The organism is Serratia sp. 22264, from assembly GCF_052045345.1.
Taxonomy (GTDB): domain Bacteria; phylum Pseudomonadota; class Gammaproteobacteria; order Enterobacterales; family Enterobacteriaceae; genus Serratia; species Serratia plymuthica.
The window spans coordinates 13,924-36,739 of record NZ_JBQEOY010000009.1 but is presented as its reverse complement, the minus strand read 5'-3'; the positions used below and the strand labels follow the sequence as shown (position 1 = coordinate 36,739).

19 protein-coding genes and 1 pseudogene are annotated in these 22,816 nt (G+C 54.9%); 7 read left to right on the top strand and 13 right to left on the bottom strand.

What is annotated here, in order from left to right:
- Positions 1-232 precede the first annotated feature (232 nt).
- From ACTJJ1_RS22925 to ACTJJ1_RS22905, 5 genes are all read left to right on the top strand, one after another.
- Positions 233-1,246: a TRAP transporter substrate-binding protein gene (locus ACTJJ1_RS22925; RefSeq protein ID WP_440835487.1), complete on the top strand. Its 1,014-nt coding sequence runs from the start codon at positions 233-235 to the stop codon at positions 1,244-1,246.
- A gap of 24 nt (positions 1,247-1,270) precedes the next feature.
- Positions 1,271-3,142: a TRAP transporter large permease gene (locus ACTJJ1_RS22920; protein ID WP_440835485.1), complete on the top strand. Its 1,872-nt coding sequence runs from the start codon at positions 1,271-1,273 to the stop codon at positions 3,140-3,142.
- 24 nt (positions 3,143-3,166) lie between these two features.
- Positions 3,167-3,928, top strand: coding sequence for an SDR family NAD(P)-dependent oxidoreductase (locus ACTJJ1_RS22915; protein WP_346826662.1), 762 nt, complete (start codon positions 3,167-3,169; stop codon positions 3,926-3,928).
- A 67-nt stretch (positions 3,929-3,995) separates the two neighbouring features.
- Positions 3,996-5,033: a LacI family DNA-binding transcriptional regulator gene (locus ACTJJ1_RS22910; RefSeq protein WP_440835482.1), complete on the top strand. Its 1,038-nt coding sequence runs from the start codon at positions 3,996-3,998 to the stop codon at positions 5,031-5,033.
- 103 nt (positions 5,034-5,136) lie between these two features.
- The gene (locus ACTJJ1_RS22905) at positions 5,137-5,559 is read left to right on the top strand and encodes an HIT family protein (RefSeq protein WP_073440178.1); all 423 of its coding nucleotides are present in this window, start codon (positions 5,137-5,139) and stop codon (positions 5,557-5,559) included.
- A 36-nt stretch (positions 5,560-5,595) separates the two neighbouring features.
- Here ACTJJ1_RS22905 and ACTJJ1_RS22900 read toward each other — a convergent pair whose 3' ends face one another.
- Positions 5,596-5,832 (bottom strand): DUF4282 domain-containing protein, encoded by a 237-nt coding sequence (locus tag ACTJJ1_RS22900; protein ID WP_004950762.1) that lies wholly within the window; start codon positions 5,830-5,832, stop codon positions 5,596-5,598.
- A 160-nt stretch (positions 5,833-5,992) separates the two neighbouring features.
- Between ACTJJ1_RS22900 and ACTJJ1_RS22895 the strand changes: the two genes are divergently transcribed.
- Complete coding sequence (locus tag ACTJJ1_RS22895; RefSeq protein ID WP_440835479.1) at positions 5,993-6,592, top strand: histidine phosphatase family protein; 600 nt, start codon at positions 5,993-5,995, stop codon at positions 6,590-6,592.
- A gap of 43 nt (positions 6,593-6,635) precedes the next feature.
- On the opposite strand, the gene ACTJJ1_RS22890 is transcribed toward ACTJJ1_RS22895, so the two are convergent.
- From ACTJJ1_RS22890 to ACTJJ1_RS22835, 12 genes and pseudogenes are all read right to left on the bottom strand, one after another.
- Positions 6,636-7,373: a helix-turn-helix transcriptional regulator gene (locus tag ACTJJ1_RS22890; RefSeq protein ID WP_421414713.1), complete on the bottom strand. Its 738-nt coding sequence runs from the start codon at positions 7,371-7,373 to the stop codon at positions 6,636-6,638.
- 306 nt (positions 7,374-7,679) lie between these two features.
- Positions 7,680-9,458 carry an EAL domain-containing protein gene (locus ACTJJ1_RS22885; RefSeq protein WP_440835477.1) on the bottom strand — a complete coding sequence of 593 codons (1,779 nt, stop codon included), beginning with the start codon at positions 9,456-9,458 and terminating at the stop codon, positions 7,680-7,682.
- Positions 9,459-9,497: 39 nt separating this feature from the next.
- On the bottom strand, positions 9,498-11,372 hold the full coding sequence (locus ACTJJ1_RS22880; protein WP_440835475.1) for a diguanylate cyclase domain-containing protein: 1,875 nt from the start codon (positions 11,370-11,372) through the stop codon (positions 9,498-9,500).
- A 1,301-nt stretch (positions 11,373-12,673) separates the two neighbouring features.
- A pseudogene (locus ACTJJ1_RS22875) lies at positions 12,674-13,509 on the bottom strand (IS3 family transposase).
- Positions 13,510-15,060: 1,551 nt separating this feature from the next.
- Positions 15,061-15,636: a fimbrial protein gene (locus ACTJJ1_RS22870; RefSeq protein ID WP_440835473.1), complete on the bottom strand. Its 576-nt coding sequence runs from the start codon at positions 15,634-15,636 to the stop codon at positions 15,061-15,063.
- Positions 15,637-15,646: 10 nt separating this feature from the next.
- Entirely contained in the window at positions 15,647-16,147 is a 501-nt protein-coding gene (locus tag ACTJJ1_RS22865) for a fimbrial protein (RefSeq protein WP_440835471.1), read from the bottom strand.
- A 12-nt stretch (positions 16,148-16,159) separates the two neighbouring features.
- Entirely contained in the window at positions 16,160-16,663 is a 504-nt protein-coding gene (locus tag ACTJJ1_RS22860; protein ID WP_440835575.1) for a fimbrial protein, read from the bottom strand.
- Positions 16,664-16,676: 13 nt separating this feature from the next.
- Positions 16,677-17,342, bottom strand: a complete 666-nt coding sequence (locus ACTJJ1_RS22855; RefSeq protein WP_440835469.1) for a fimbrial protein — start codon at positions 17,340-17,342, stop codon at positions 16,677-16,679.
- Between the two features lie 52 nt (positions 17,343-17,394).
- Entirely contained in the window at positions 17,395-18,177 is a 783-nt protein-coding gene (locus ACTJJ1_RS22850) for a fimbria/pilus periplasmic chaperone (RefSeq protein WP_440835467.1), read from the bottom strand.
- Positions 18,178-18,264: 87 nt separating this feature from the next.
- Entirely contained in the window at positions 18,265-20,820 is a 2,556-nt protein-coding gene (locus ACTJJ1_RS22845; RefSeq protein ID WP_440835465.1) for an outer membrane usher protein, read from the bottom strand.
- A gap of 52 nt (positions 20,821-20,872) precedes the next feature.
- Entirely contained in the window at positions 20,873-21,409 is a 537-nt protein-coding gene (locus tag ACTJJ1_RS22840) for a fimbrial protein (protein WP_440835463.1), read from the bottom strand.
- A 98-nt stretch (positions 21,410-21,507) separates the two neighbouring features.
- Positions 21,508-22,041, bottom strand: coding sequence for a fimbrial protein (locus tag ACTJJ1_RS22835; RefSeq protein ID WP_440835461.1), 534 nt, complete (start codon positions 22,039-22,041; stop codon positions 21,508-21,510).
- A 442-nt stretch (positions 22,042-22,483) separates the two neighbouring features.
- On the opposite strand from ACTJJ1_RS22835, the gene ACTJJ1_RS22830 reads away from it, so the two are divergent.
- Complete coding sequence (locus tag ACTJJ1_RS22830; RefSeq protein WP_440835459.1) at positions 22,484-22,801, top strand: hypothetical protein; 318 nt, start codon at positions 22,484-22,486, stop codon at positions 22,799-22,801.
- Positions 22,802-22,816 lie beyond the last annotated feature (15 nt).

Below are 22,816 nucleotides of genomic sequence, written 5' to 3'. Positions count from 1 at the left end.
CTATTTTTAGAAGTGGCTCACAGAATGCGCATTTCCCGACCTTTTCCACGGATAAAAATTGATCTGCAAACCGAATCTTTGTAGGTTTTCTGTAACGATACACTAAAACGTTACAGTTAAAGAGCAGACACAAAGTATCGCCACCGTTCCCCCTGTCCCTACCGCATTGCCCAGCAGGGGAGTCATCTTCACCACCAGCATCGCAGGCCGTCTGCGATCGGGAGCCAGGCTCATGAAATCAATGACATGTCGCTTAACGCCGCGCCTGTTTATCACGTTGTTATTTGTGCTGTTTACCCTGCCGCTGCACGCCAACGCCGCCGAAGTCAGCCTGCGGGTTTATTCATCGTTACCCGACGATGGCTACTCCGCACACGCCATCTGGTTCAACCGCTTCAAGCAGAATTTGGAGCAGCGTCTACCAGGCAAAATCGCCCTCAACTATTTCCCTAACGGCATGCTCGGAAAAGAAGCCGATGCGGTGCAGCAGGTGCGTATCGGCGCGATCGATATGATGATCTCCGGCACTTCCATCTGGGGCACGCTGGTGCCCGAAATAGGTGTGCTCGATCTGGGCTATCTGTTTAACGACAACCAACAGTTGGGTCAGGCGCTCGACGGCCAGGCAGGCCAACTGCTGAGCGCCATGCTGGCCAAACAAAGCAACATCAAGGTACTGGGTTACGGTTTCAGCCTGGGGGCGCGCAACATTTACAGTAAAAAGCCGCTTCAGTCGCCGCAGGATCTCAACCGGATGAAGGTGCGCGTGCTGCCGGCACCCAATTTCATCGCCACGCTGAAAAGTATGGGCGCCACGGCGATCCCGATGCCCGGCGGTGAAGTTTACTCCGCACTGCAGATGGGAGTGATCGACGGCGTGGAGCACGATGCCGCCACGGTTTACACCAGCAAGTATTACGAGATCGCCAAAAATGCCACGCTGACCCGCCATATCTACAATCCGATAGTCGCTACCATCAGCCAGGCGGCGTTCCAGCGTATTCCGCAAGACCTGCGCGCCGAGGTGCTGGCCGCAGCCAACGAAGCCACCCTTTATGAACGCAAAATTGCGGCGGAAAAAGAAATTCAGGCCATGGAAAAACTGAAAGCCGCCGGCGTGATTTTCAGCGAAACCGACCGCGACTATTTCCGCCGACAAACCCTGCCGCTACAGGCGGCGTTTACCGCTAAATATCCACAGGCCAAAGCGGTGCTGGATGCCATTCATGCCGCGGCGCAGCCGTAACGCGCTACTGGCGGAGGACTTGCTATGACCCTTCCTGTAACCCTTGAAATGAGCGTGAAAAAAGTGGCCATCCTGACGCAGTTAAGCCGCAGCCTGACCCGCTTTACCGCCTGGGGCGGCGCACTGGCATTGCTGGTGAACGTGGTGGTGGTATTCGCTTCGGTCGTTTGGCGCTATGCGCTGCATAGCCCGATCGAATGGGCGGAAGAAGTGGCGCGTGCGCTGATGGTGACGCTGGTATTCTTTGGCGTCGCCACCTCCACCGGGCGCGGCAGACACATCGGCGTCGATCTGTTTCTGCGCTGGCTACCGGCAGCCACCCGGCCATATGTAGTCCATGCCAGCCGCTGGGTTTTGGTGTTGGTGGCATTGGGGCTGACAGTATCCAGTTTTAGCCTGGTCGGTATTTCGCTACAGCAGACCACCGAACACGGCCTGCCGCAGGCCATTTTTGTGGTGCCGGTATTTATCGGTGCGGCGGTGATGTTGGTCAGCGCACTCGACCACGCTTGCCGGGCACCGCTGAAAGTAGTGTTAACCAGCGCCGCCGCCGTCGCGCTGTTGGGTGCTGCGGGCTACCTTAGCCTGCATACCGCAAACGGGCTTGGCTCGCTGCCCGCCGCGCTGATGCTGGCCTGCTTTATTCTGGGCATTATCTCCGGCGTGCCGATCGCCTTTACCCTCGGCATCTCGGCCATGGTGTTTTTCCTCAGCGATCCGTCACTGCCGTTCGTGTTCTTTGCCCAACAGGTCACCGCCGGTGTCGACCATTTCGTGCTGCTGGCGATCCCGTTCTTTCTGCTGGCTGGCGCGGTGATGGAAGTCAACGGCATGTCGTCACGGCTAGTTGAGCTGATCGTGCGCGGAATGGGGCGCTACCGCGGCGGCCTGAACATGACGACGATTCTATCAATGGCGTTTTTCTCCGGCATTTCCGGCTCCAAGCTGGCGGACGTCGCCACGGTCGGCGGTGTGTTGATGCCGGCGGTACGCCGGGCTCGCCAACCTGCCGAAGAGTCTGCCGGGGTATTCGCCGCTTCAGCCATTATGGCGGAGACCATTCCCCCTTGCGTAAATCTGATCGTAATGGGCTTTATCGCCAACATTTCGATTGGTGCGCTGTTTATCGCCGGACTGATCCCAGCGCTGTGCCTGCTGGTATTACTGCTGGTTGCCGCTGTGATATTTGGCAAGCGCATCAACGTGGATGATGCCTACCCGGTACGGATGCCGACGCGCCAACTGCTGATCGGTGCCGCCGTCGGCCTGGTCATGATTTTGATGATCGGCAAGGGTGTGGTAGCCGGTATCGCCACCTCTACGGAGATCTCAGCCTTTGCCGTGGTCTACGCCATCGTGGTAGGTCGACTGGCCTTTGGTGAGCTGACATTTAAAGCCACCCTGAAGCTGTTTGTCGACACCGCCGCGCTGTCCGGCATGCTGCTGTTTATCGTCGCCTGCGCCACCAGTTTGTCCTTCGCCCTGACCATAGAGATGATCCCGCAGCAATGCGCGCAACTGCTGGTTGCCATCGGCGCAGACTACGGTCCGTGGCTGTTCTTGCTGTTGTCGATAGTCATTCTGATTATCTTCGGCGCGGTACTGGAGGGGGCTCCGGCGCTGATTATCTTTGCACCAATTCTGGTACCCATAGCCACTCAGCTCGGCTTCAACGCGCTGCACTACGCCATTGTGATGATTCTGGCAATGGGGTTCGGCCTGTTTTCACCGCCGATCGGCCTGGGTTTGTACACCACCTGTGCCATCTGCGGCGTGCCGATGCAGGACGTGATTAAACCTATGGCCAAATACCTGATGATCGTCCTGTTCGGCATCATCGTTATCGCGCTGTTCCCGGCGCTCACCACCTGGCTGCCGACGCGGCTGGGTTACTGATTTTCTCAAGCAAGGAGTCATATCATGTTCTCTGATTTAACCGACAAACGCGTATTGATCACCGGCTCCAGCGCCGGTATCGGGCTGGCAACCGCCGCACTGTTCGCCCAACATGGTGCCAAGGTGGGAATTAACGGCATGCGCAGCGAGCCGCCGGCAGAAATCGGCACCTTCCCCGGTGAATGCGCGTTCTTCTCGGCCGACTTATCGCGCTCTGCCGGCTGTGAGGAATTGGTGGAAGCCTTTGTCGCACGCTTCGGCGGCATAGATATATTGATCAACAACGCCGGTGGGCTGGGCGGTCGCAACGGGCTGGAAGCAATAGACGACGAATTCTTTGATCGGGTGATGGACCTGAACTGCCGCTCGGCGCTGATGGTGACCAAATTCGCTATCCCATACCTACGCGCTTCGGCTCGCGAGAACGGGACGACCGCCAGCGTCATCAGCACCGGCTCAATTGCTGCACGCGAAGGCGGCGGCATCGGCGCCGGTCTGTATGCCAGCGCCAAAGCCTGGTTGCACAATATTCACCGCAACTGGGTGAAGGAGTTCACCCAAGACAATATCCGTTTCAATATCGTGTCACCGGGCAGCATCGACACCGCTTTCCATCACGGCAAGAGCGACGAAGTGCTGGGAAAAATGCGCGCTTCCATTCCGATGGGCCGCTTTGGCCGCAGCGAAGAGGTGGCACCCGCCTACCTGTTCCTGGCATCGCATAACTGCAGCGGATATATCACCGGGCAAATTATCGACGTCAACGGCGGTCAACTCGCGCCCTAAGGGTCTGTGACTCACTTTCGGCCGCGTGATAAAGTCGGGGCAATGGGTTAATGAAAACGGGAATGTGATGGCGAATATACGTGATGTGGCGCGTCATGCCGGGGTGTCGGTCAGTACGGTATCCAACGTGCTGAACGGACGAGTCGATCAGATGCGCAAGGATACGCTGGCCCGTATTGAACAGGCGATGGCGGCGCTGCAATACCAGCCAAACCGCGCCGCACAGCAGCTTAAAACCGGGCAGGTCAAAATGCTTGGCCTGCTGGTACCGTCTATCGTCAATCCCAGCTTTGCTGCGCTGGTGCGCGAGATTGAGTTGGCGGCAAAGCAAAACTATGGCTATCAGGTGCTGCTGGGCGATACCCATCGCCAACAGGCAGAAGAGATCCGTTTTCTCGACGATCTGCTGGCGTTAGGCATTCGCGGCGTAGTGGTAGCCTCCACGTTTTATGATCGCCCCCATTTTCGCGATGCCCTTAAACGCGGCCTGGTGATGATTAACTATGACGAACGCACCCTGGCGGCGCCAGGCGAGGCGGCACTGCCGGTCGACAGCGTGTCGATGGATAATTGCGCTGCCGGCAGCATGGCGGCACAGCATCTGATCGCCCAGGGTTGCCACCGTATCGCCTTCGCTACCGCATCCGGCATGACCAGCAGCCGCGCCAACAAAATTGCCGGTTACCGGCAGGCACTGGAAGGCGCAGGGCTGCCGGTTTGGGTGATCGAAGGCAAGGCGCAGTTTGCCTACGGCGATGCTGAAATGGCCGAGTTAGGCAAGACGCTGGCCGAGCAGATTTACCAGAGTGCAACCCGGCCGGACGGCATTGTAGCGCTGAACGACATGTTGGCCATCGGCATGATTTCCGCCTTCCAGCGGCTCGGCGTGCGGGTACCGGAAGATATTTCGGTTGTCGGCATCGATAACATGTTTCTGTCCGAACTGTTTAACCCGGCGCTCAGCTCAGTGGCGCCGCCGCTGCGCGAGATGGCGGTGAAAATTGTCGATCGGCTGATGGGTCGACTGGAAAACCCTGAATTGCCGGTGGAGGAGTTTTTATTCGCTCCCAGCCTGGTGCGCCGCCAGTCGGTTATTAACGCGTAATCTCCGGCGGAGCTGCGGTTCCGCTCTCTTTCATACAGAATCCATGCTGCGCTCATGCGCGGCGGGGCTTCGCTGCGCCCAAAACCGCAGCGGGAGAATAAAAATGAATAATGAATCCTGCGTTTACTGCCATCCAACCAATGAAATCCTGCTGTGGCAAAACCCGCTGTGCCGGGCCATTTTCATTGCCGACAGCCCTTTCCCGGGCTGGTGCCGAGTGGTATGGCATGAGCATATCGAGGAACTGAGCGATTTGCGTGACGACCAACGCAACAGCATCATGGCCGTGGTGGCTCAGGTTGAAGCGCAGTTGCGGCAATTGCTGACGCCGGCGAAGATAAACATCGCCAGCTTGGGTACCGCGTTGCCGCATTTGCATTGGCATATCATCCCACGTTACCTCGACGACTCGCATTTCCCCGAGCCGGTATGGAGCCAGGCGCTACGGGAGCCAACGGCTAAAACACTGCCGGAGAATTTTATTGAATTAATAAGGGAGCGGCTGGCGATAACGCTGGGCGAATGAAAAAATGCCGGGCATGGCCCGGCATTTTCAACTAAATTACGGCTTTTCGGCGATTTTGCGCAGGTATTCGTTGTTTTTGAATGCAATGATGATCATTTCAAAACAGACGCGGGTAAACACGCCGCCGAGAATAATCCCGAGCAGGCCACGGAAGAACTCCCCGTAGAACATCGCCCCAATGCCGCTAACAAGAATGCCCAGCAGGCAAAGCCAGTAAACGGCGGTGATGATTTTCGGTGTCAGCATCGCGTCAAAAAAGAAAATATTTTTCATTGTAAATCCTTCCTTAGGTCAGTATTTAATTATCCCAGAGGCGACTCGTCAGCGTCGATATGGCGGCCGGCCCTATTTGTTACGCCGGTTATGATAACGAGTTATGCGAGGCAAAGCGCAAGAAAATCAACGAACCATTGCATGAAGGTTGAGGGTAAAGATGCGCAACAAGATAGGCCACAACATACTGGGCTGTTTGGCGGCATTGTGGCTGTGCAGCCAAAGCGCACAAGCGCAGGAAACGCTGATCTTCGTCCGGCACGGGGAGAAACCCGCCAACAACAGCGGCCAACTGACCTGCAAGGGGTTGAACCGCGCACTGGCATTACCGCAGGTGCTGCTGGGCCGCTACGGCAAGCCGGACTTTATCTTTGCTGCCGGGCCGAAGGAGAACAAAAGCGGCAGTTCGCTGCGCGCTTTGTCGACCATTATGCCCACCGCCGTGCGTGCAGAGTTACCCATCAACATTCAGTTCCACGCCGACGACATCGCCGGGCTTGAACAAGCGCTGCTCAGCGATAAATACCAAAACTCGCGCATTTTCATCGTTTGGGAACACAAGAACCTCGACAAGGTGGTGAAAAGCATCGTTGCCGCACGCGGTGGTGATGCCAATCAGGTGCCCAAATGGCCGGGCAGCGACTTCGACAGCATTTTTGTGGTCACGCTGGATAACAGCGGCGGAGTGAATAAGGTGTCATTTAAACAGGAAAGTGAGGGGCTGACGCAATTGGCGGAGACCTGCCCATCCGCAGGGTAAAGCCAGAACAGCCTTAGATAGGCATGGTAGAGGGACCTCCTTATCACCTGGCCGCTGTCGCTGCCGGTGTAATAAGCCCCAACTCAGCGCCCAATCGGATAGCCTGGCGGGCGTTGCCGACGCCCAGTTTCACCACAATATTACCCATGTGGAACTTCACCGTACTCACGGAAATACCCGCAATGGCAGCAATCTCTCCATAGGTTTTCCCCATGCTGGACCAATACAGCACCTCATTCTCCCGTGGGGTGAAAATGGGTTTGCAAACACCCGCATGATGCTCGCTTATACCGGAGGAGACCGACCCGGCGAGACGATACATCTGTTCATTAAAATCGATCAGTAACATCTGCAGAGCGCCGCGATCGGACGAGAGCCGCTTTTCCAACGCCCCTTGTCCGTTGCTGCCGATGATGACAGACAACAGCGCCAGGTTGTTCATAGGGTCATGCAATACAAAAGTGAAACCGTTAACGATGTGGTATCGCCTGGAGAGGGAAAATATTTTATCTGACATCAGGGTAATATTTTCGCCCCATGCAAAAGGCGAGGCGCGTTTGAACGCAGTCAGTATCACCGGGTCTGTAAGCTGGAAATTATTGGCGCGGTAGAGATCCACCCATTCGTCCGGGTAACTGGAGATAATAAGCACATCTGACGGATTATTCTTCCTGACAACCGTGTAGGCGTATGCCGGGCTACCGAGTGGGGATAACTTCCTGTCGATATGCTCCCGAAGCGTTCCCGTTATGGTTTGATTTTCATTGAGGGTAGAAAACATGCGCGCTCCGTGGCGATCCGACTTTACCCTTTAGAGGAAAGAACCTAGACTTAAGTACAGCTTATATATTGTAACCCGCAGTATATAATAAACCTCGTTAGGCTCTGGTAAAAAAAACCTGACCGTTACGGTCAGGTAGCCAATATAGCCAACACCAGGGAAAATTTTCCGGTCAGACAGGGCATGCAAAAAGCCACTGCTGTCCGGGAAGATTACTTTAGCATTATTAACCTATACTTTCAAATTCATCTGCACCATACCCCTCTGGCCAGCGGCCAGCACCCTGGAAAAACCGGGTATATGCAGTCAGGATATCTTTACCCGCTGAGGGTGGGTATTAAGCAACACGCACAGTTTCTCCAGGCTGACTGAAGGGGAGAAATAAAATCCCTGAGCGATATCGCAACCATATTGCTCAAGGTAGTGCAGTGACTCTTGATCTTCTACGCCTTCGGCCAACACGACATAATTGAGCTTATGTAACATATCAATAATGCTTTGCACCACGATTCGGCTCTCGTTGTCCGTTCTCAAGTTTTTGATCAAAGATCCATCCAGCTTAATCACGTTGGCGGGGATATGCCGCAGGTAGTTTAGATTGCTGTAGCCTGCGCCAAAGTCATCCAGCGCAATGGTGTAACCTCTGGCCTTGAGCGTCTGCAAACAGGCTAACGCCTCACCGCTTTCAAGGATCCGCTGTGATTCCAGACATTCGATCTCGATATCTTGTGGTTGCAGATTATAGTGGCAGAGTGCGTCGTCCAGCCTGCCCGAAAAGTCTTTCTCGGCAAAATTTTCGGCGGTGACATTGATCGATACGGGTATATTGACCCCTGCCTGACGCAACCTGAAGACCTCGCGGGTCGCCTGTGAAATCACAAACTCGGTGAGGGGTTTGATCAGCGACGTGTTCTCTGCGAGACGAATAAAATCACCGGTGGGGATTGCCCCGAGTACCGGATGCTGCCAGCGCAGCAGCGCTTCCGCCCCAATAATCTGCTTCGAGATCAGCTCAACTTTGGGTTGATACTCAAGATACAAACCGACCCTTTGTTTCAGACTTTCCGCCAGTTCATTGAGCAAATTGAATTTGTATTTACGTATGGCATCCTTCGAGACGTTATAGGCCGAGACGGTCAGGCTCTCATCTATTGCGTCATGCAAGGCGCTGGTTGCTTCGCGCAACACCTCCTGCGGGTTGCTGCCCTGGACCGAGAACAGGGTGTAGCCGGCATACAGCTCCAGTTTCAACGGCACGATACCGCGCACTTCATGGCGGATCCGCTCTGCACAAGTTTCCAGCATGCCTATTGCCGGGTGTATTTTTTGGGCATCGATAATGGTGGCGAAACGTCCCGGGGAAATGCTGTATAAAAGTTGTTCGCCAAGAAAGGTGCCTTTTAGAAAATGCCCAATATCCATCAACACCAGCTCCACGGCCGAGAGACCGAAAGAGCGCGCCATTTCGTAGGCGTATTTAATGTCGATCGTATCGAGCAGAATCAAGGCATATTCACCGGAGGCCGACGACAGATTGCCGATCTCTCTCATTAACCTCTGGCGATTAGGGAAACGCGTTACCGCGTCGACTAAACCAATCTCACTTTGTGCCTCAATCAGCTCAATAACGATGGTGGTCATATTACTGAGCAAACCGACCCTGGCGGCCGAAAAAAAACGCGGTTGTTTGTCGGTGATGCATAACGCCCCGATAATATAGCCTTCGCGGGTACGTATAGGCATGGCGACATAGTGACGAATCGCGGCAGGGCCGGTGACCATCAGGTCTGATGCGAAACGTTTGTCCCGCTTGGTATCCTTGCAGATCAGCGGTTTACCGCTATGTCGGACAAAGTTGAAGAGTGGGCTGTTAAAATCGATATCCTGCAGTTCGGTATTGATTTTTGCCTTGATCCAGATTTTTTTTGAGCCGTAGAGACAGATAAAACAGCCGGGCACTTGCAGAAGCCGGCACGTCAGATCCAACACATTATGAATAGCGTCATTATGGCTGGTATCAAGCCCTTCCAGGGCATCGATCGTGGCTTGTCGTTCCTCTTCGTTTTTACTGAGGTGTCTTAGCATGCCTGGAATCCCCCATCAAAGCCGATAAAGACGATTCAACTAGCGGATCGTGTAGGTCTTTTTGCCTGCGGACTTCGCCTGGTACATGGCGTCATCGGCTTTGGTCAGTAACGCTTCAGCGCTGATATTGCCGTCTGAAGATATCGCGGCGCCGATGCTGGCGGACAGGGTCACCTTCTGATTGCCAATTTGCGTTATCGCCGCCAGCTCCGTGAGTAGCTTCTCGCAAAACTCACTGACTTGCCGCTCCGGGTGCATGAGCGGCCACAGGATTACCGTAAACTCATCCCCGGCTAACCGCGACGCACTGTTGTTGGTGCCGGCACAGGCACTGAGCAGTTTGGCGAAAGTCTTCAGGATCAGATCGCCAAAATCATGGCCGAAGGTGTCGTTGATGGTTTTGAAACCATCAAGGTCAATGAACAACAGCGCCATCTGCTGCTGGGGGCAACAGAGCTGCAATGTGCCGGCCAGCCGGCGCAGGAAAGCGCGTCGGTTGGTTAACCCTGTCAACATGTCATGGGTGACATCGTATTCCAGCCGCTGCTGCAAGCGTTTAAGCTCGGTGATGTCCATAGACAAAATATAGAAACCCTGCGTTTCACAGGGCACTAATGTGGTATGGACCATCAATAACCCTTGCCGCGTCTGGAGTTCATTCTCAAAGCTTAGGGTTTCCCCGTATAACGCTCTTTCGATCACAGGTTTGGCCGTCGCATAAGCAGCCTCTCCTATCAACTCTCGTACCGTCATTTCCTTGAGGCGCGCTTCATCCAGGCCAAACCAGGTCTTATAAGCGCTGTTGGCGAAAAGATAACGTTCCTCGTTGTCAATCTGGCTGATCAGGGCCGGCATATTGTCGGTAATGGCGCGCAGACGTTCTTTCTCTGCGCTAAGTTGATGTTCGGTAAGGACTCTGCTGTCAATTTCGAGATTGAGTTTATTAACGACCACGCTGAGCTCGTGGGTACGGAGTTCGACCCGCTCTTCCAGCTCATGCTGCAACGCGAACAAATCGGCCTCAGCCGCTTTACGCTCGCTGATATCCACAATGACCGAAATAAAATGGTGGGGATTGCCATTCGGCAAGCGGTTAAGGGCCACCGTAAGCTGAACCCAAATAATTGAGCCATCTGCGCGGTAATAACGCTTTTCCATCGAATAGGTTTCTATCTCGTTGGCTAGTAACTGTTTCAGCAGGCCAAGGTCGATATGCAGATCGTCCGGATGGGTGATGTCCTGGAACGTGCGCTCCAGCAATTCCCGTTCAGAATACTGCAGCATTTCGCAAATGCGTGGGTTGACGCGCAACCAATACCCTTCCAGCGAGACCAGGGCCATACCCACAGCCGCCTGAGAAAATGTCTGTTCAAACATGGCTTCAGTGCGCTGCAGGTTAGATTTCAGGCTTTCGGTATAAATATTCCGCTCAACACTATGCAGATGTTCTTCGATTACCGCGGCAAAATCCCGTAAGTCGTGCGCCCTGTCATGGGAAAAGGATTGAGGACGGCTGTCAATAATGCACAGCGTGCCCAGCGGCAGGCCATCCAGCGAGAGCAAGGGTTGCCCGGCGTAGAACCCAATCTTTGGGCCGCCGGTGACCAGGGGGTTATCGAAAAAACGCGGGTCGGTGGCGGTATCGGGCACCACCAGGGTCTCTCGCTGCAAAATGGCGTGCCCGCAGAAAGAAATATTGCGTGGCGTCTCCCTGGCATCCAGGCCAAAGCGCGACAAAAACCACTGACGATCACGGTCTATCAGAGAAATCAGCGCAATGCTGACGCCAAAATATTTTGCGGCCAGCCGCGTGATGCGGTCCAATTTTTCCACTGAATTCGTGTCCAATACGTTCAACGAATTCAGAACCGACAGACGTTCGGCTTCATTCTCTGGAAAGCATGGCTCGAACATATGTGCTCCGGTAGTAGTTTACTTAAATACAGATTAGACGTTTTTCTATTACCCTGGAAAACCAATTATGATTGCACTTGAAATGATTTCGGCAGGAATCACTGAGGGGGTTAAATTTATCATGATGATAATATTTAAATAAAAATTCTCGTGAAGAATAACGCTCTGGAATAGATGTTAACCGCTCAGGGCAAGGTGTTTATCCTACCGATAATATTGCCCCACCCTGTACAGGTGTCGGAGATAATAAGGTCCGTAAGGTAATAATAAATTGCGAGCCAGATTCCAATCTCTACAACAAATCCCTGTAAATCTATCCAGCCTGTTTCCTGCGCGTTATCGCCGGGATAGAGTCTTCTTGCTGCGGCAAAATCCGTAGCCGGGATTGGAACCCCCGATTATCTCAGCGCCGTGGCTCAGGAATCCACAGAAGGATTATGTCATGGCTTATTGTATCTGGCGGAATCGCTGGAGAATGGAGAACAGAGCTCAACAAGCAGCAGGGTGCAAATCAGCGCCTGGCTCAAAGCTTCCGCGCATGTGCTCCCTGCTCTGTTAGAACTTAGCGAACAGGCAAACAACCACCTGTTGCAGATGCATGAAGGCAATGTTTATCAGTCATAGTTTGCCCGCAATGCGTTATTGACTTGATGGCGAAACCTGCAAAAAGACACCGAACGCGGGTGTCTTAATTTTTATGCGGGCCAAATGCAGAGCACCTTTCGTTGAATTTAAGAAAGTGCGGAAAACAGTGCGTTGGCGGAGATCACAGGAGTGATAAACCAAAATTATCACATTGATATTAATTGTATTTTTTAATATAAAAATCCATCTTATACACCTCGCTATACACAAACATTGCCATGAACAATTTTGACTCAGCCCCTGCAACTCACCGCTGGTCAGAAAAAGATTTATGGCAAAACAGATCACAGTAGTAACTTTTAATTTAAATGATTAAAAATCAATAAACTACATGGTGAATGGTTATCTAAAACTATACATAACCGTTCACTTCAGAGTGAACAGCGTCAGCCAGCAGCATTCCCCTTACTCTCAGGTAAACCACACCGACTACTTTGCTCCCTTCACATGTTTATGGAGGCCCGTACTTTCTGGTTGAAAACTCAGACAACCCGACCATTGTGCAAATGTAAGAACAGCTGCACTAGAGATAACTATTGCAATAATAACTATGAAAATAAAAACATAGCATAATGTAAATAGACCCGTTTTAATTCCATGCACTTTTTGAGCTCCCGACCTGGTTGATCTCTTCCCCAAATCAGCACTAGGATAAATCAGAGATCCGGCCTTTTTTGCAGACTTCGGACAAATTCCTCCGGAGTCTGGTTATTTAATGGAGAATGGGGTATTTGCGGTTATATGCCTATCGCCAGCACTCGACCTTTTCCTGCGCATCTTCCAGTGACAGGAACCAGTGAAAGTTCAGACACTCGTCACGGAAGCTACCGGTAAAGGATTCGATTAACGCACTGTCCGTCGGTTTTCCCGGCCGGGAGAAGTCCATCGTGACGCCATTTTCATACGCACATTTATCCAACGCCTTTGAGATAAATTCGCTGCCATTGTCGGTCTGAAGCCGTTCGGGGACTCGCTGCTGTAATTGCTTCAGCCGCGCCATTACCGCAACGACGTCGTCACCCCGCAGCCCCTGTCCCACTTCTATCGCCAGGCATTCCCGACTAAAATTATCGACTACAGTCAGCGCCCGGATCCGGCGCCAGCGGAATAGATTATCAGCCACGAAATCCATGCTCCAGCACTGATCGGCCGCCGTCGCTGCCGGACGCGCCCGTCTGTGCCTGGCTGTGACATGTCGACGGGGGTGCTTTGTCCGTAGATTCAGCCCTTCCTGACAATAAATACGGTGAGTTTTCTTATGGTTAATCAGCCAGCCTTCCCGGCGCAGCAGGATATGAATGCGCTGCACGCCGTAGCGAATACGGGTTTCGGCTATATCCCTTACGCCCATGTCACCGAATTTCTTCTTCCTATTGTAAAAAGTGGGTTCAGAAATTCCCATCTTTCTGCACACTTCCACCACGCGAGTGCCGGTTTCAGCCTATTTCAGGGCAAACGCGATCTGTTCTTCGGTATAACGTGTCTTTTTCATATCAGATGACCTCTTTTTTTAGGAGAAGAAAGGCCGAAAACACTACGTTACGCCGGTACTGAACAAAGGGAAGAGATCACAATGTCGGTGCAGTTGGGAGGAACCAAAGAGGTTACGCGGTGTGAAGATTTGTTACCTGAGGGAGTAGAGCGCCAAGGGGTGGATGCACGGTGACGCAGGAGGGGCCGACCGTTGGCCCCTACCACGTCAGGCGCCCCTAGCCTTGACAAATGGATAGCACACCAGGGATTAGTAAGGCGATGCAATGACGACAACAGACCCACTGTGATCCCCGGGCTCCGCATTGAGGGCATCAAGTGTCGAGGTGAGGCGAACACGGTCAGTCCCGTCCATTTGTGTTGTAATATCGGCGGTCACGCCTGGTGAGAGCTGGATTTTACCGCCCCCCTGGATCGTGATCACGGGTTTGGCACCACAGTCTACTGTCCCTTCAATACCAACGATAGAGTGAGCATTGGTATTAATTACGCCGTGGTCGAGCGTCGGGGGTAAGTTGATATTACAGATAGCGTCTGGCGGTAAGGGTTTATGGCAATAGACGGAGCCGCTATTGGCAAGTGCAGTTGCGTTCATTTCGCCGTATATAGTTCGAGCGGTGTTCGCCGACCACCCCCCCGCCTGAACAAAGACGACACACTCCCCCCCTGTATCGGCCCCGCCATGTGTCCATGTACCAGTGGTGAGCGTGCACGTGGACTCGGGGGTGAGTTCCCACGACGAATGGGACTTGAGTACACAATTACGGATAGTGGGAGCATGGTACCCCGACACGAACGAGCAGTAGTTAAACGGCATGCCTAGGGGACCACTCCCGCCCAAACAGTGAATCATGACGGCCATCAGCAGAAGTTGTGCGCTTGGGGATGGGGGCACGGCGGGGGTTTGTTCAGTGAGTTCGACGCGGTCCGCGGTATAAACCACACTGAGGCCGCATGCGTACGGAGGATATGGCTGACAAGACAGGATCCGGTGGTTCACGATGTTTGGGTGCAAGACAGCAACTGCGGTTACGGGCGTGATGAGTATAACGAGGAGGAGTAATTTGGTAAGGGCGTTCATGGGCCATCCTAGGGTGAAAATTTGTTCAGCAGGCATTCAGCTCACGTTTTATAAGTGGTGTTTTGCCCTAATTCATCCATCGGGTCTCATATTCCCGCACACGCAGGTCGGTCTCTGCCTTCGACAGTTTCCTCATACATGCCTGCTCATAAAGCCGCGCAATATGTGCCCGATGGTTCTCTATTGCTCTCGGGGCTATCCGGGGCCCTTCGGGGGCATACCATAGTCCCAACCAGTCAAAGCCATGTTCAATCTTCCCCCGTTGCGTTTTATCCGGGTGTGTTTCAAAACCACCCAAATCAAAAAATTCATGCAGTCGCTTGCTTGCCTTGCGTAAATGCCAGCGCTTTTTGGTGAAGAAAATAAAGTCATCCCTCTATCGGGCATGAAATATCTCCTCACACGTCGCAAAATAACTATAAACATGCCGCCGCCAATAAGTGGGCTCAGCGCACTGCCTGTTTGACGTTATTACTCATATTCCAGATGGAAGGTCGCCACCGCACTGAAGGGGCCGCGTTCGATACTCTGGTCACTGAGGGCTCCCGGCTCGCCCTGCACATAGGCCTTCAGAGCAATGATGTTGCTCCCCTCCTGCAGCAGGGATTTATCACTCACCTGATTCAGTGGCAGCGGTTTGGCCGACGCTGTCTCAAGCCCAATGGCAATCCCCGTGGCCGCACTGCCGCCGTCAAGGGCCAGTAGGCCCGGCAAGGCGCTGCTTTCGGTGCCCGTAAAGCTCACGCTGACCGTCTTGCCCAGCGTCAGGTCACATTCTTCCAGGTGTATCTCGAAGGCCTGCCCCAACGTGCGCGTGTTCAGGTACAGGTACTTGTCGATGATGGTGCCAAAATCCAGCGTGATTTCTTCCTCGCCCGGCGGTATCACACAGGGCTCGGCCACCAGGGCGCCGTGCAGGTGCACGTTGTTGTCATCCGCCGCCAGAATCGGCAGCGGTATCGCAATCAGCGCCTGTGCCAACAGCAGGGCAGCGGCCCCGGAACGGGGATGTCCTGAACGCTGACGTTTGCCCAATTTCCTTTTCATCTCGTGCACCTTATTCATAGTCGGCACGCAGCGTGGCCCAGGCCTCAAAGGCCCCTTCGGTCAGCGTGGCACCCGCTTGTTTTATCGGCACCGCCTCCAGACGCGGCGGGCTGTCCAGGTTTATCTTCAGCGTGCTGTTCGGGGTGAAGGGCGTGTCGTTCTGGTACACTCGGATGCCAAGGTCGGTCTTGTCTGTCAGCAAGGCCTCACTGTCGAACCCGGCCACACTGCCGCTCAGGCTGAGCGTCAGTGCCCAACTGCCGCCGACGGCCTTGTCGCAGGTGATCTGGTAATTCAACGGCTGACGGTAGTTCACCCCGTCCACCTTGTTGATACCCACCCGCTCGCCGAAGTCGACATCCACCTGATTACCGTCGTTGATGGTGCAAGGCGGCGGCTCTATCAGGGTGCCGTGAAACGTCATGTCCGCTTCACCGTCCGTTGCCTGTGCCGGGGCAATGCCCGCCATCAGGCCGCCGGTCAGCAACAGGACGCTTATCGTTCTGGTCATGTTCCGCTCCCGTTACTGGTAAGCCACGGCCATCGTGGCCCCTGCGCTGAATTCGCCCCCCGTCAGGGTTGCGCCTGTTTGTTTCACCGGCACCGCCCACAGTTCAGGCATGTTCGGATAGGTGAAGTTCAGCCAGTCGTTGACGGCCAGCTTGCTGTCGCCCTGGCGCAGTTCGATACCGAGCGCTGCCTTGTTGGTCTGCAGCACCGTGGCGTCAAACGCGGCCCCCGTTCCCTTCACCTGAAGCTTCATCGCATTAGAGGGCGCGCCGGTGCATGACAGCGTGTAATTCACCGGCATTTTGTAGTTGTCGCCGTCCACCCGGGTGGTCATCACGTCACCGAACTCCACGTCAATCGGGCGGTCATCGTTTATCACGCAGGGCGGCGGCGCCACCACGGTCACCTTGACCGTGACCGTGGCCGTGGACGCGGCTAATGCCAGCAGCGGCAGCGCGGCCAGTAAAGCAACCAGTGTCTGCCAGGCATGCCGCCGCCGTATCAGGGTGTCCTTCATTGTCCTGCCCACCTCAGTCATAACTCAGATGAAAATCCACCACGGCCCGATAGCTGCCCGCCATCAGGGGAGCGGGGGTGCGTTCCGGGGTCACGGTGTAGCTCAACGTATTCTGCCCCGGCGTCAGCAAAAGCGGTTTACCCCGGCTGCCCAGGCGCACATCGTCACCCTGCGCGTTCTCCAGCCGCAGCCCCAGCCCCGAGACGCCCTGCGCCTTCACCAGCTGCAGGTTATCGGCGTCGCGGGTGGCGTTAAAGCTCACCGTCACCGCCGGCTGATTGTCCGCCCAGGTCAGGCCGCCGGTGCGTACGTCGCGACTGCCCGCCGGGCTACGCAGGCAATCCGTTAATCGCAGTTCGACCAGGACCGGCTCGCCGCGGGCGCCAATCGTCTGCAAACGCCCCGTTCCCACCTCACCCAACGCAACATCCTGATGGGCGCTGGTCATATCCAGCCGACAGGCGCTTTCCGTCAGTGCACCGTGCACGTACAAGGTGCCGTTGGCACCGTCGACATCCCAATTGTTCACCGCCGCCTGCGCCGGTGGCAGCAGCCACAGTATCGCGCCCAACGTCAGCGGAGCCATCAGCGCCAGCCCGCCCAGCGTGGCGTAGTACTTCAGCTCGGTCGCCCTGCGCGGGCCCTGCCGGTGTCTGCCTGTCTCGCGTGTTATGCCCATATCCTGTCTCCCTTCGCGTCGCCGGTGCCCGGCACCACCCGATACTGTTTTGCTACGCCTTCTTCGCCGGCATCACGTTGCAGGTGCTGCCGTTGCAGCTGAAACTCAGCTGCGGTCGGCCGCCGTAGTCGTTGACGTAGGTCAGCACCGGGCTGTTGCCCACCGCTGCCACACTCACCGTCAGCGGCAGGTTACCTTTTGGTGGCACCATCATCGGTTCGAAGCTTTTGATGCCCGAGCCGTCTTTTTTCGCCGCGGCATCTACCAGAGTGACGTAATACGGTGTGGGATTATTGACCACGTACTTGTCGCCCTGCTTGCTCAGGGTCAGTTGCTCCTGCGGTGGCGGCGCGTTCTTGTCCATCGCAATGCTCGTCGGGCGGTAGAACAGCTTGATGCGCGACTGCAGCGCGATTTGCAGCGTGTTCGGCTTGGTGCTCTTCGGCGGGATTTCCCGCAGGTTGAAGTAATAAATCGTCTCGCGGTCCTGCGGCAGCGTCTTCACCACCGGCAGCGCCTGGATTTTTACCTGGCTCGGCTTGCCGGGCTCGATGCGCTGCACCGGGGGCAGCACCGTGAGGGGGCTCTGGATTTTGTTGCCCTGTTCGTCTTCAATCCAGCCCTGTGCCAGGTACGGCAACTGTTTGTTCTGGTTGCTGACGTTCAGGCTCACCGACTGTTGGCTGCCGTCGAAGATGATCCGGGTGCGGTCCAGGGCTATCGCCGCCTGGGCCTGCTGGGCCGCCATGCTGCCCAGCAGGGCGACGGTCAGCAACGCGGTCGTGCCGGTGCTGCAGCGTGAAGGGAGGGTCGTTTTCACTAAGTCGTTTCGCATTGTCTCTTTCCCGGCCTCAGGGCCTCTGAAATGTGTTAGGTAAAACCGCATGCCGCTCTCGCCATTCAGCGGCACAGGCTTGTGTTGTCACGCCTTGGGTTTATCTCCGTCAGGCTCTGGGGTTACGGCACTCAGCGGATGACACGGCAACAGCAACGTATTCATCAGCATGTCCGCCGGTAGCAGTGCCGGCATCCGCACCTCGCACTGCGCCCCCCCACCCCAGTGCACCGTCATGCGGTCACCGGCGTTAATGCCGCTCAGGTAGACGCTGCCGCCGTCGTTGACCAGGCCGGTCTCCTGTTTGCGCGCATTCATCACCGTGGCGCCAAACGGTGGCTCGCTGCCGTCGGCCAGTTTAATCACCGCCATCGCCTTGGCACCGGCAATCACGTCGAATTGCCGGTAACCAATGGCGCCTTCGGTCAGCGTCGCCTGCACCACCGATTTCGTGGCTTCGGCGTTGTCACCCAGCTTGTTCACATCGATGCTCGCCTTGTTGCGGTAGTAGCTGTTTACATCCCCGATAACCGCCTTGCCCCAGACGTTGGTCCGGCTGGTCCGGCCATACCCGCGCACCGGCACGTCCGGCACGCCCTGGGTATCAATCAGCATCCGGGTGCCGCCCGCCATGCCGGCACGGTGCAGGGCTCCCCCGTTCGCCGTCATTGTCATCCCGCCCTGCATCGACATGCCGACGGCGCTGTAGCGGTTCTCCTGGTAGCTGGCATTGGCGCTCATGCGCGACGTATCGCCTTCATGGTTGTAATACCCGTTCACGTTCACGCCGCTGCGAGAGCTGCCGGCGCGCAGCTGGTAGGTATTGTGCTCATCAATCCGGTCGGAGTACCCCACCTGATGCGTGGTGTCGTTGCGGTTCACCGTGGTGTTGTAGCTCACCGTGGCATTGCTCCCCCACGGCATCGACAGCGACAGGTAAGCCCCGTCGTCTTTGGTACCGTTATATTCATTACGGTACGCCGACAGCGACAGGCTCAGGTTCTTAAACCGGCCCACGTCGAAATAACGCGACACAGTCAGGTTGTAACGGTCGTTGGCCGGCCGATCCCAGTAGGTCTGGTGGCTGTAGTTGATGTAGCTGCTCAGCCCCCAGTCACGGAAGTGCTTGTTGAAGGTGACGGTGTACATCTCCTTGCCGTTGCCGGACCGGGTGCCGTAGTATTTCGCATCCAGATACTCGCTCATGCTCATGAAGTCCTGCTCAGAGAAGCGGTAGCCGGCGAAGGTCACCTGGCTGTCGTACTCGTCAAAGTTCTTCGAGTAACTCAGGCGATAAGATCCGCCACTGAGCGTGCCGCCTTCCTGCGGTAACCGCGCCCGTGACTGCGTGGCGTCGAACGACAATGCCCCCAACAGCATCAGGTCACGCCCGATACCCAGTGACAACGCGTTATAATCCCCGCCCGCCAGCGCACCGCCGTACAGCGACCAGCCGTTACTGATCCCCCAGGAGAACTCGCCGGTGCCGAACACCGGGCCGCGCGAATGATGCTGCCAGTCCGAAGGCTTACCCGCCGCCAGCTTGAAGCGCACCGCCCCCGGCCGCGTCAGGTACGGGATGTTCGCGGTGTTCACCACAAACTCCTGCACGCTGCCGTCCTGTTCTTCCACCCGCACGTTCAACTCACCGCTGACCGCATCGTTGATGTCCTGAATACGGAACGGCCCCGAGGCCACCGTGGTCTCGTACAGCACCCGCCCCTGCTGGCTGATGGCCACCCTGGCGTTGGTCTTCGCCACACCCACCACTTCCGGGGCATACCCGCGCAAGTTCGGCGGCAGCATGTTGTCGTCCGATATCAGGCTCGCGCCGGTAAAGCGGAAGCTGTCGAACATGCCCGAATCCAGGTAGCTCTCCCCCAGCGTCATCTTCGAACGCAGCGACGGCACCGCCCGGTAGGCGTAATACCGGCTCCAGTCCAGTTGCTTACGGGTCGATTGCCCCTCTCCGGTCTGGTGGTCGAGGTTCGCCTGCCAGTCCGCCCGCAGGCGCCAGGCCCCCAGGTTCGCCCCAGCCGTGCCGTTGCCACTCAGGGTCTGTGTACTGCTGCCGCCTTGCTGCTGACGCTGGCTGCGGGCATTGGCGTTGTAGTCAAACAGCAACCCCGGAATGCCCTCGTCCCAGCGTGACGGCGGGTCCCAGTTCTCGTCGCTATACTCCAGGAAGGCCTGCGGGATATTGAGATACAGGCCGTTGGTGGCCAAATCCCCCCGCACTTCCATCCCCGGCACGCTGCGCTCATCCAGGCACTCGCCGCCATGCCACCAGGTCAGATCCTTGAGCACGCCTTCCTTGAACCCCAGCTCATTCGCCAGCGCTTTGCTGATACAGGCCCGGCTGCCGTTCGGGTCATCCTTCGGGGCATAAAAAGGCACTTGCTGCTCAGGCAGGTCATTCTTGTTGATATGCACCACCATGCCGTAGGTGCCTGGCATGATGTAACCACCACTGGAAAACTGGCTCAGGTCGATATTTTTTCGGTCGTTGACGTCCAGCACATCCGTATTGAACTGAATGTCGTCTGCCGCGTAGACCACGGTCATCGGCGTGCCCAGCGCTAGCGAGACGCACAACCCCACGGCCTGGAGCCGAACCAGTTTTCCTGTTGGTGACAATCCCATATCCTTACCTTTTTATTTTAAATAATCGTTTCCGACTCAGTGCGCGAGACCTTCAGAAATAATCCAGTTTGAAACGAATTGACGAAAAATAATCGCCGGGCTTCAATGCGTGATTATTCGCCACCAGTTTCAGGGAGTAATTCAATTGCATGCTGCCGGGGATAATACCCACAAGCGGCAAGACCTTTCCGGGTGACGCAATATTTCCCGAGCCATCAGAAATTTGCAGCCCTACACCTGAAGCGCCGCCACGAACACCAAACAAGTCCCCTTCGTTGTCGCCGTCGAAGGTCACCTGGAATTGTTTCCAGTCCTCTTTACCCTGGCGTTCAAGCACACAATTCACGAGGCCAATTGAAAAGGGCTTTCTGCGGCCCTGACCATCACGAATAATATCGGCCACGGGAATAACCCCCATATCGATACTTTGTTCACGGCTGTCCACTGCAATAGCGCAGGCGGTATCGATAATACTTCCTTGCATATTTACCCGTCCCCACCCCGCCAGACCCCCGGCGGCATACGCAGAAAATAATACAGGGGAAAACAGGCAGGAAAATACGATTAACGTTTTGCTATTAATGTGCATCTTCCATTATTCCTTTGGGTGGTTCGCATAAAAAAGGCATGCGGGAAACCCGCATGCACAGGCACACCAATATTTAAAATAAGGGGAATAAAAGGGGCTTAGTTGTACGCCAGGGTAAAGTCAGTCACTGCCTGGAAGTCACCTTCAGTAATGGTCGCGGACGCGCCATCACCCTGCATGTAAGCCGCGAAGCTCAGCGTGTTGTTACCGTCCTGCAATGCCTGCTCTTTGGTTGCCTGGCCCAGAGTGATGACCTGGCCATCACTCTGGGTGATAGCGATGCTAGCGCCCTTGGCATTACCCGTAATCCCCAGCAGACCGTTACCCGCCAAAGATTCCATGCCGGTGAAGGTCACTTGTACCTTGTTCTTGGCAGCCGGCGTGCCGAATGAGCAGTCTTCCAGCTTGATATCAAAGTTTCTTGGCGTGGACTGGCCACTGTCTTTCAGAGTGGCATTAGAAATCTGCCCCAGGTCAACGGTCTGATCGATAGACTCCGGTGCGATAGAGCAAGGTGCATCGATAATAGACCCGGTGAAGGTGACTTTGCCGTGACCCTGGTCAGCAGCATGTGCCATAGAAGCCGAACCAAATGCAATTACGGCAGCCAGAAGTGTCTTATTCAGGTTCATTTGTAAATTTCCTAAGATAATTAATGATTAAAGTTTTATTTCCGGACCACGGACTGCACAATCCATTACGCAAAAAACAATAACTCAATAAGAGATAAAATCGACTCACGTTAAAACAGCATGCAGATCCAGAATAAGAACAAAGGACACCCTCGTTCTGAAATTAATTATTGCAAAAAAAAACAAAAACCGAGAGCTCTTTTATCAAAACCAAATAAAAAAACAATATAAAACTAACAACCTTTTTTTTTGAGGTAAAAATCAAAATATACGATCGTGAAAAACCCCGTTGCGACATAAAAAACTGAAATCATATTGATATGCGATTTTATAGATCGCCAAAGCACAAAATTGCACTACAATGAACCACATGAGGGGCGCATTCCCACATTCAGCGACACATAATGGCATTGGGTGTGGATGGGATCATGGAGCGAATACAATGGCGGAGCTAAAGGCCACACGCAGAGAAAGCCTCCGGCTGCAACACGCGTTACTTATCGCTTTGCAACAGTTAGCACCGCCAGTAACAAACAATAGGTTACCACCGCAGACGAGCTGGCCTTCTACGCGGCAACTGGCGATGGCTCTTGATATCGGGATTTATCGAGCACGTTATTTACTACTCGATATGGTTAGAAAAAATCATGTCGTCGTCAGTAATAGTGCAGTAAAAAATTCGCTACGCTGGTTTCCGATAGAGAAAACTACCCCTTCTCCAGTCGATAATTTTTTACCGGCAAAAGCCATTAATAAATAATAAAGAGCGAGGAAT

Coding starts and splice junctions, on each gene's coding strand:
- ACTJJ1_RS22925 (WP_440835487.1), top strand. CDS start 233: ATGAAATCAATGACATGTCGCTTAACGCCGCGCCTGTTTATCACGTTG.
- ACTJJ1_RS22920 (WP_440835485.1), top strand. CDS start 1,271: ATGACCCTTCCTGTAACCCTTGAAATGAGCGTGAAAAAAGTGGCCATC.
- ACTJJ1_RS22915 (WP_346826662.1), top strand. CDS start 3,167: ATGTTCTCTGATTTAACCGACAAACGCGTATTGATCACCGGCTCCAGC.
- ACTJJ1_RS22910 (WP_440835482.1), top strand. CDS start 3,996: ATGGCGAATATACGTGATGTGGCGCGTCATGCCGGGGTGTCGGTCAGT.
- ACTJJ1_RS22905 (WP_073440178.1), top strand. CDS start 5,137: ATGAATAATGAATCCTGCGTTTACTGCCATCCAACCAATGAAATCCTG.
- ACTJJ1_RS22900 (WP_004950762.1), bottom strand. CDS start 5,832: ATGAAAAATATTTTCTTTTTTGACGCGATGCTGACACCGAAAATCATC.
- ACTJJ1_RS22895 (WP_440835479.1), top strand. CDS start 5,993: ATGCGCAACAAGATAGGCCACAACATACTGGGCTGTTTGGCGGCATTG.
- ACTJJ1_RS22890 (WP_421414713.1), bottom strand. CDS start 7,373: ATGTTTTCTACCCTCAATGAAAATCAAACCATAACGGGAACGCTTCGG.
- ACTJJ1_RS22885 (WP_440835477.1), bottom strand. CDS start 9,458: ATGCTAAGACACCTCAGTAAAAACGAAGAGGAACGACAAGCCACGATC.
- ACTJJ1_RS22880 (WP_440835475.1), bottom strand. CDS start 11,372: ATGTTCGAGCCATGCTTTCCAGAGAATGAAGCCGAACGTCTGTCGGTT.
- ACTJJ1_RS22870 (WP_440835473.1), bottom strand. CDS start 15,636: ATGAAAAGGAAATTGGGCAAACGTCAGCGTTCAGGACATCCCCGTTCC.
- ACTJJ1_RS22865 (WP_440835471.1), bottom strand. CDS start 16,147: ATGACCAGAACGATAAGCGTCCTGTTGCTGACCGGCGGCCTGATGGCG.
- ACTJJ1_RS22860 (WP_440835575.1), bottom strand. CDS start 16,663: ATGAAGGACACCCTGATACGGCGGCGGCATGCCTGGCAGACACTGGTT.
- ACTJJ1_RS22855 (WP_440835469.1), bottom strand. CDS start 17,342: ATGGGCATAACACGCGAGACAGGCAGACACCGGCAGGGCCCGCGCAGG.
- ACTJJ1_RS22850 (WP_440835467.1), bottom strand. CDS start 18,177: ATGCGAAACGACTTAGTGAAAACGACCCTCCCTTCACGCTGCAGCACC.
- ACTJJ1_RS22845 (WP_440835465.1), bottom strand. CDS start 20,820: ATGGGATTGTCACCAACAGGAAAACTGGTTCGGCTCCAGGCCGTGGGG.
- ACTJJ1_RS22840 (WP_440835463.1), bottom strand. CDS start 21,409: ATGCACATTAATAGCAAAACGTTAATCGTATTTTCCTGCCTGTTTTCC.
- ACTJJ1_RS22835 (WP_440835461.1), bottom strand. CDS start 22,041: ATGAACCTGAATAAGACACTTCTGGCTGCCGTAATTGCATTTGGTTCG.
- ACTJJ1_RS22830 (WP_440835459.1), top strand. CDS start 22,484: ATGGCGGAGCTAAAGGCCACACGCAGAGAAAGCCTCCGGCTGCAACAC.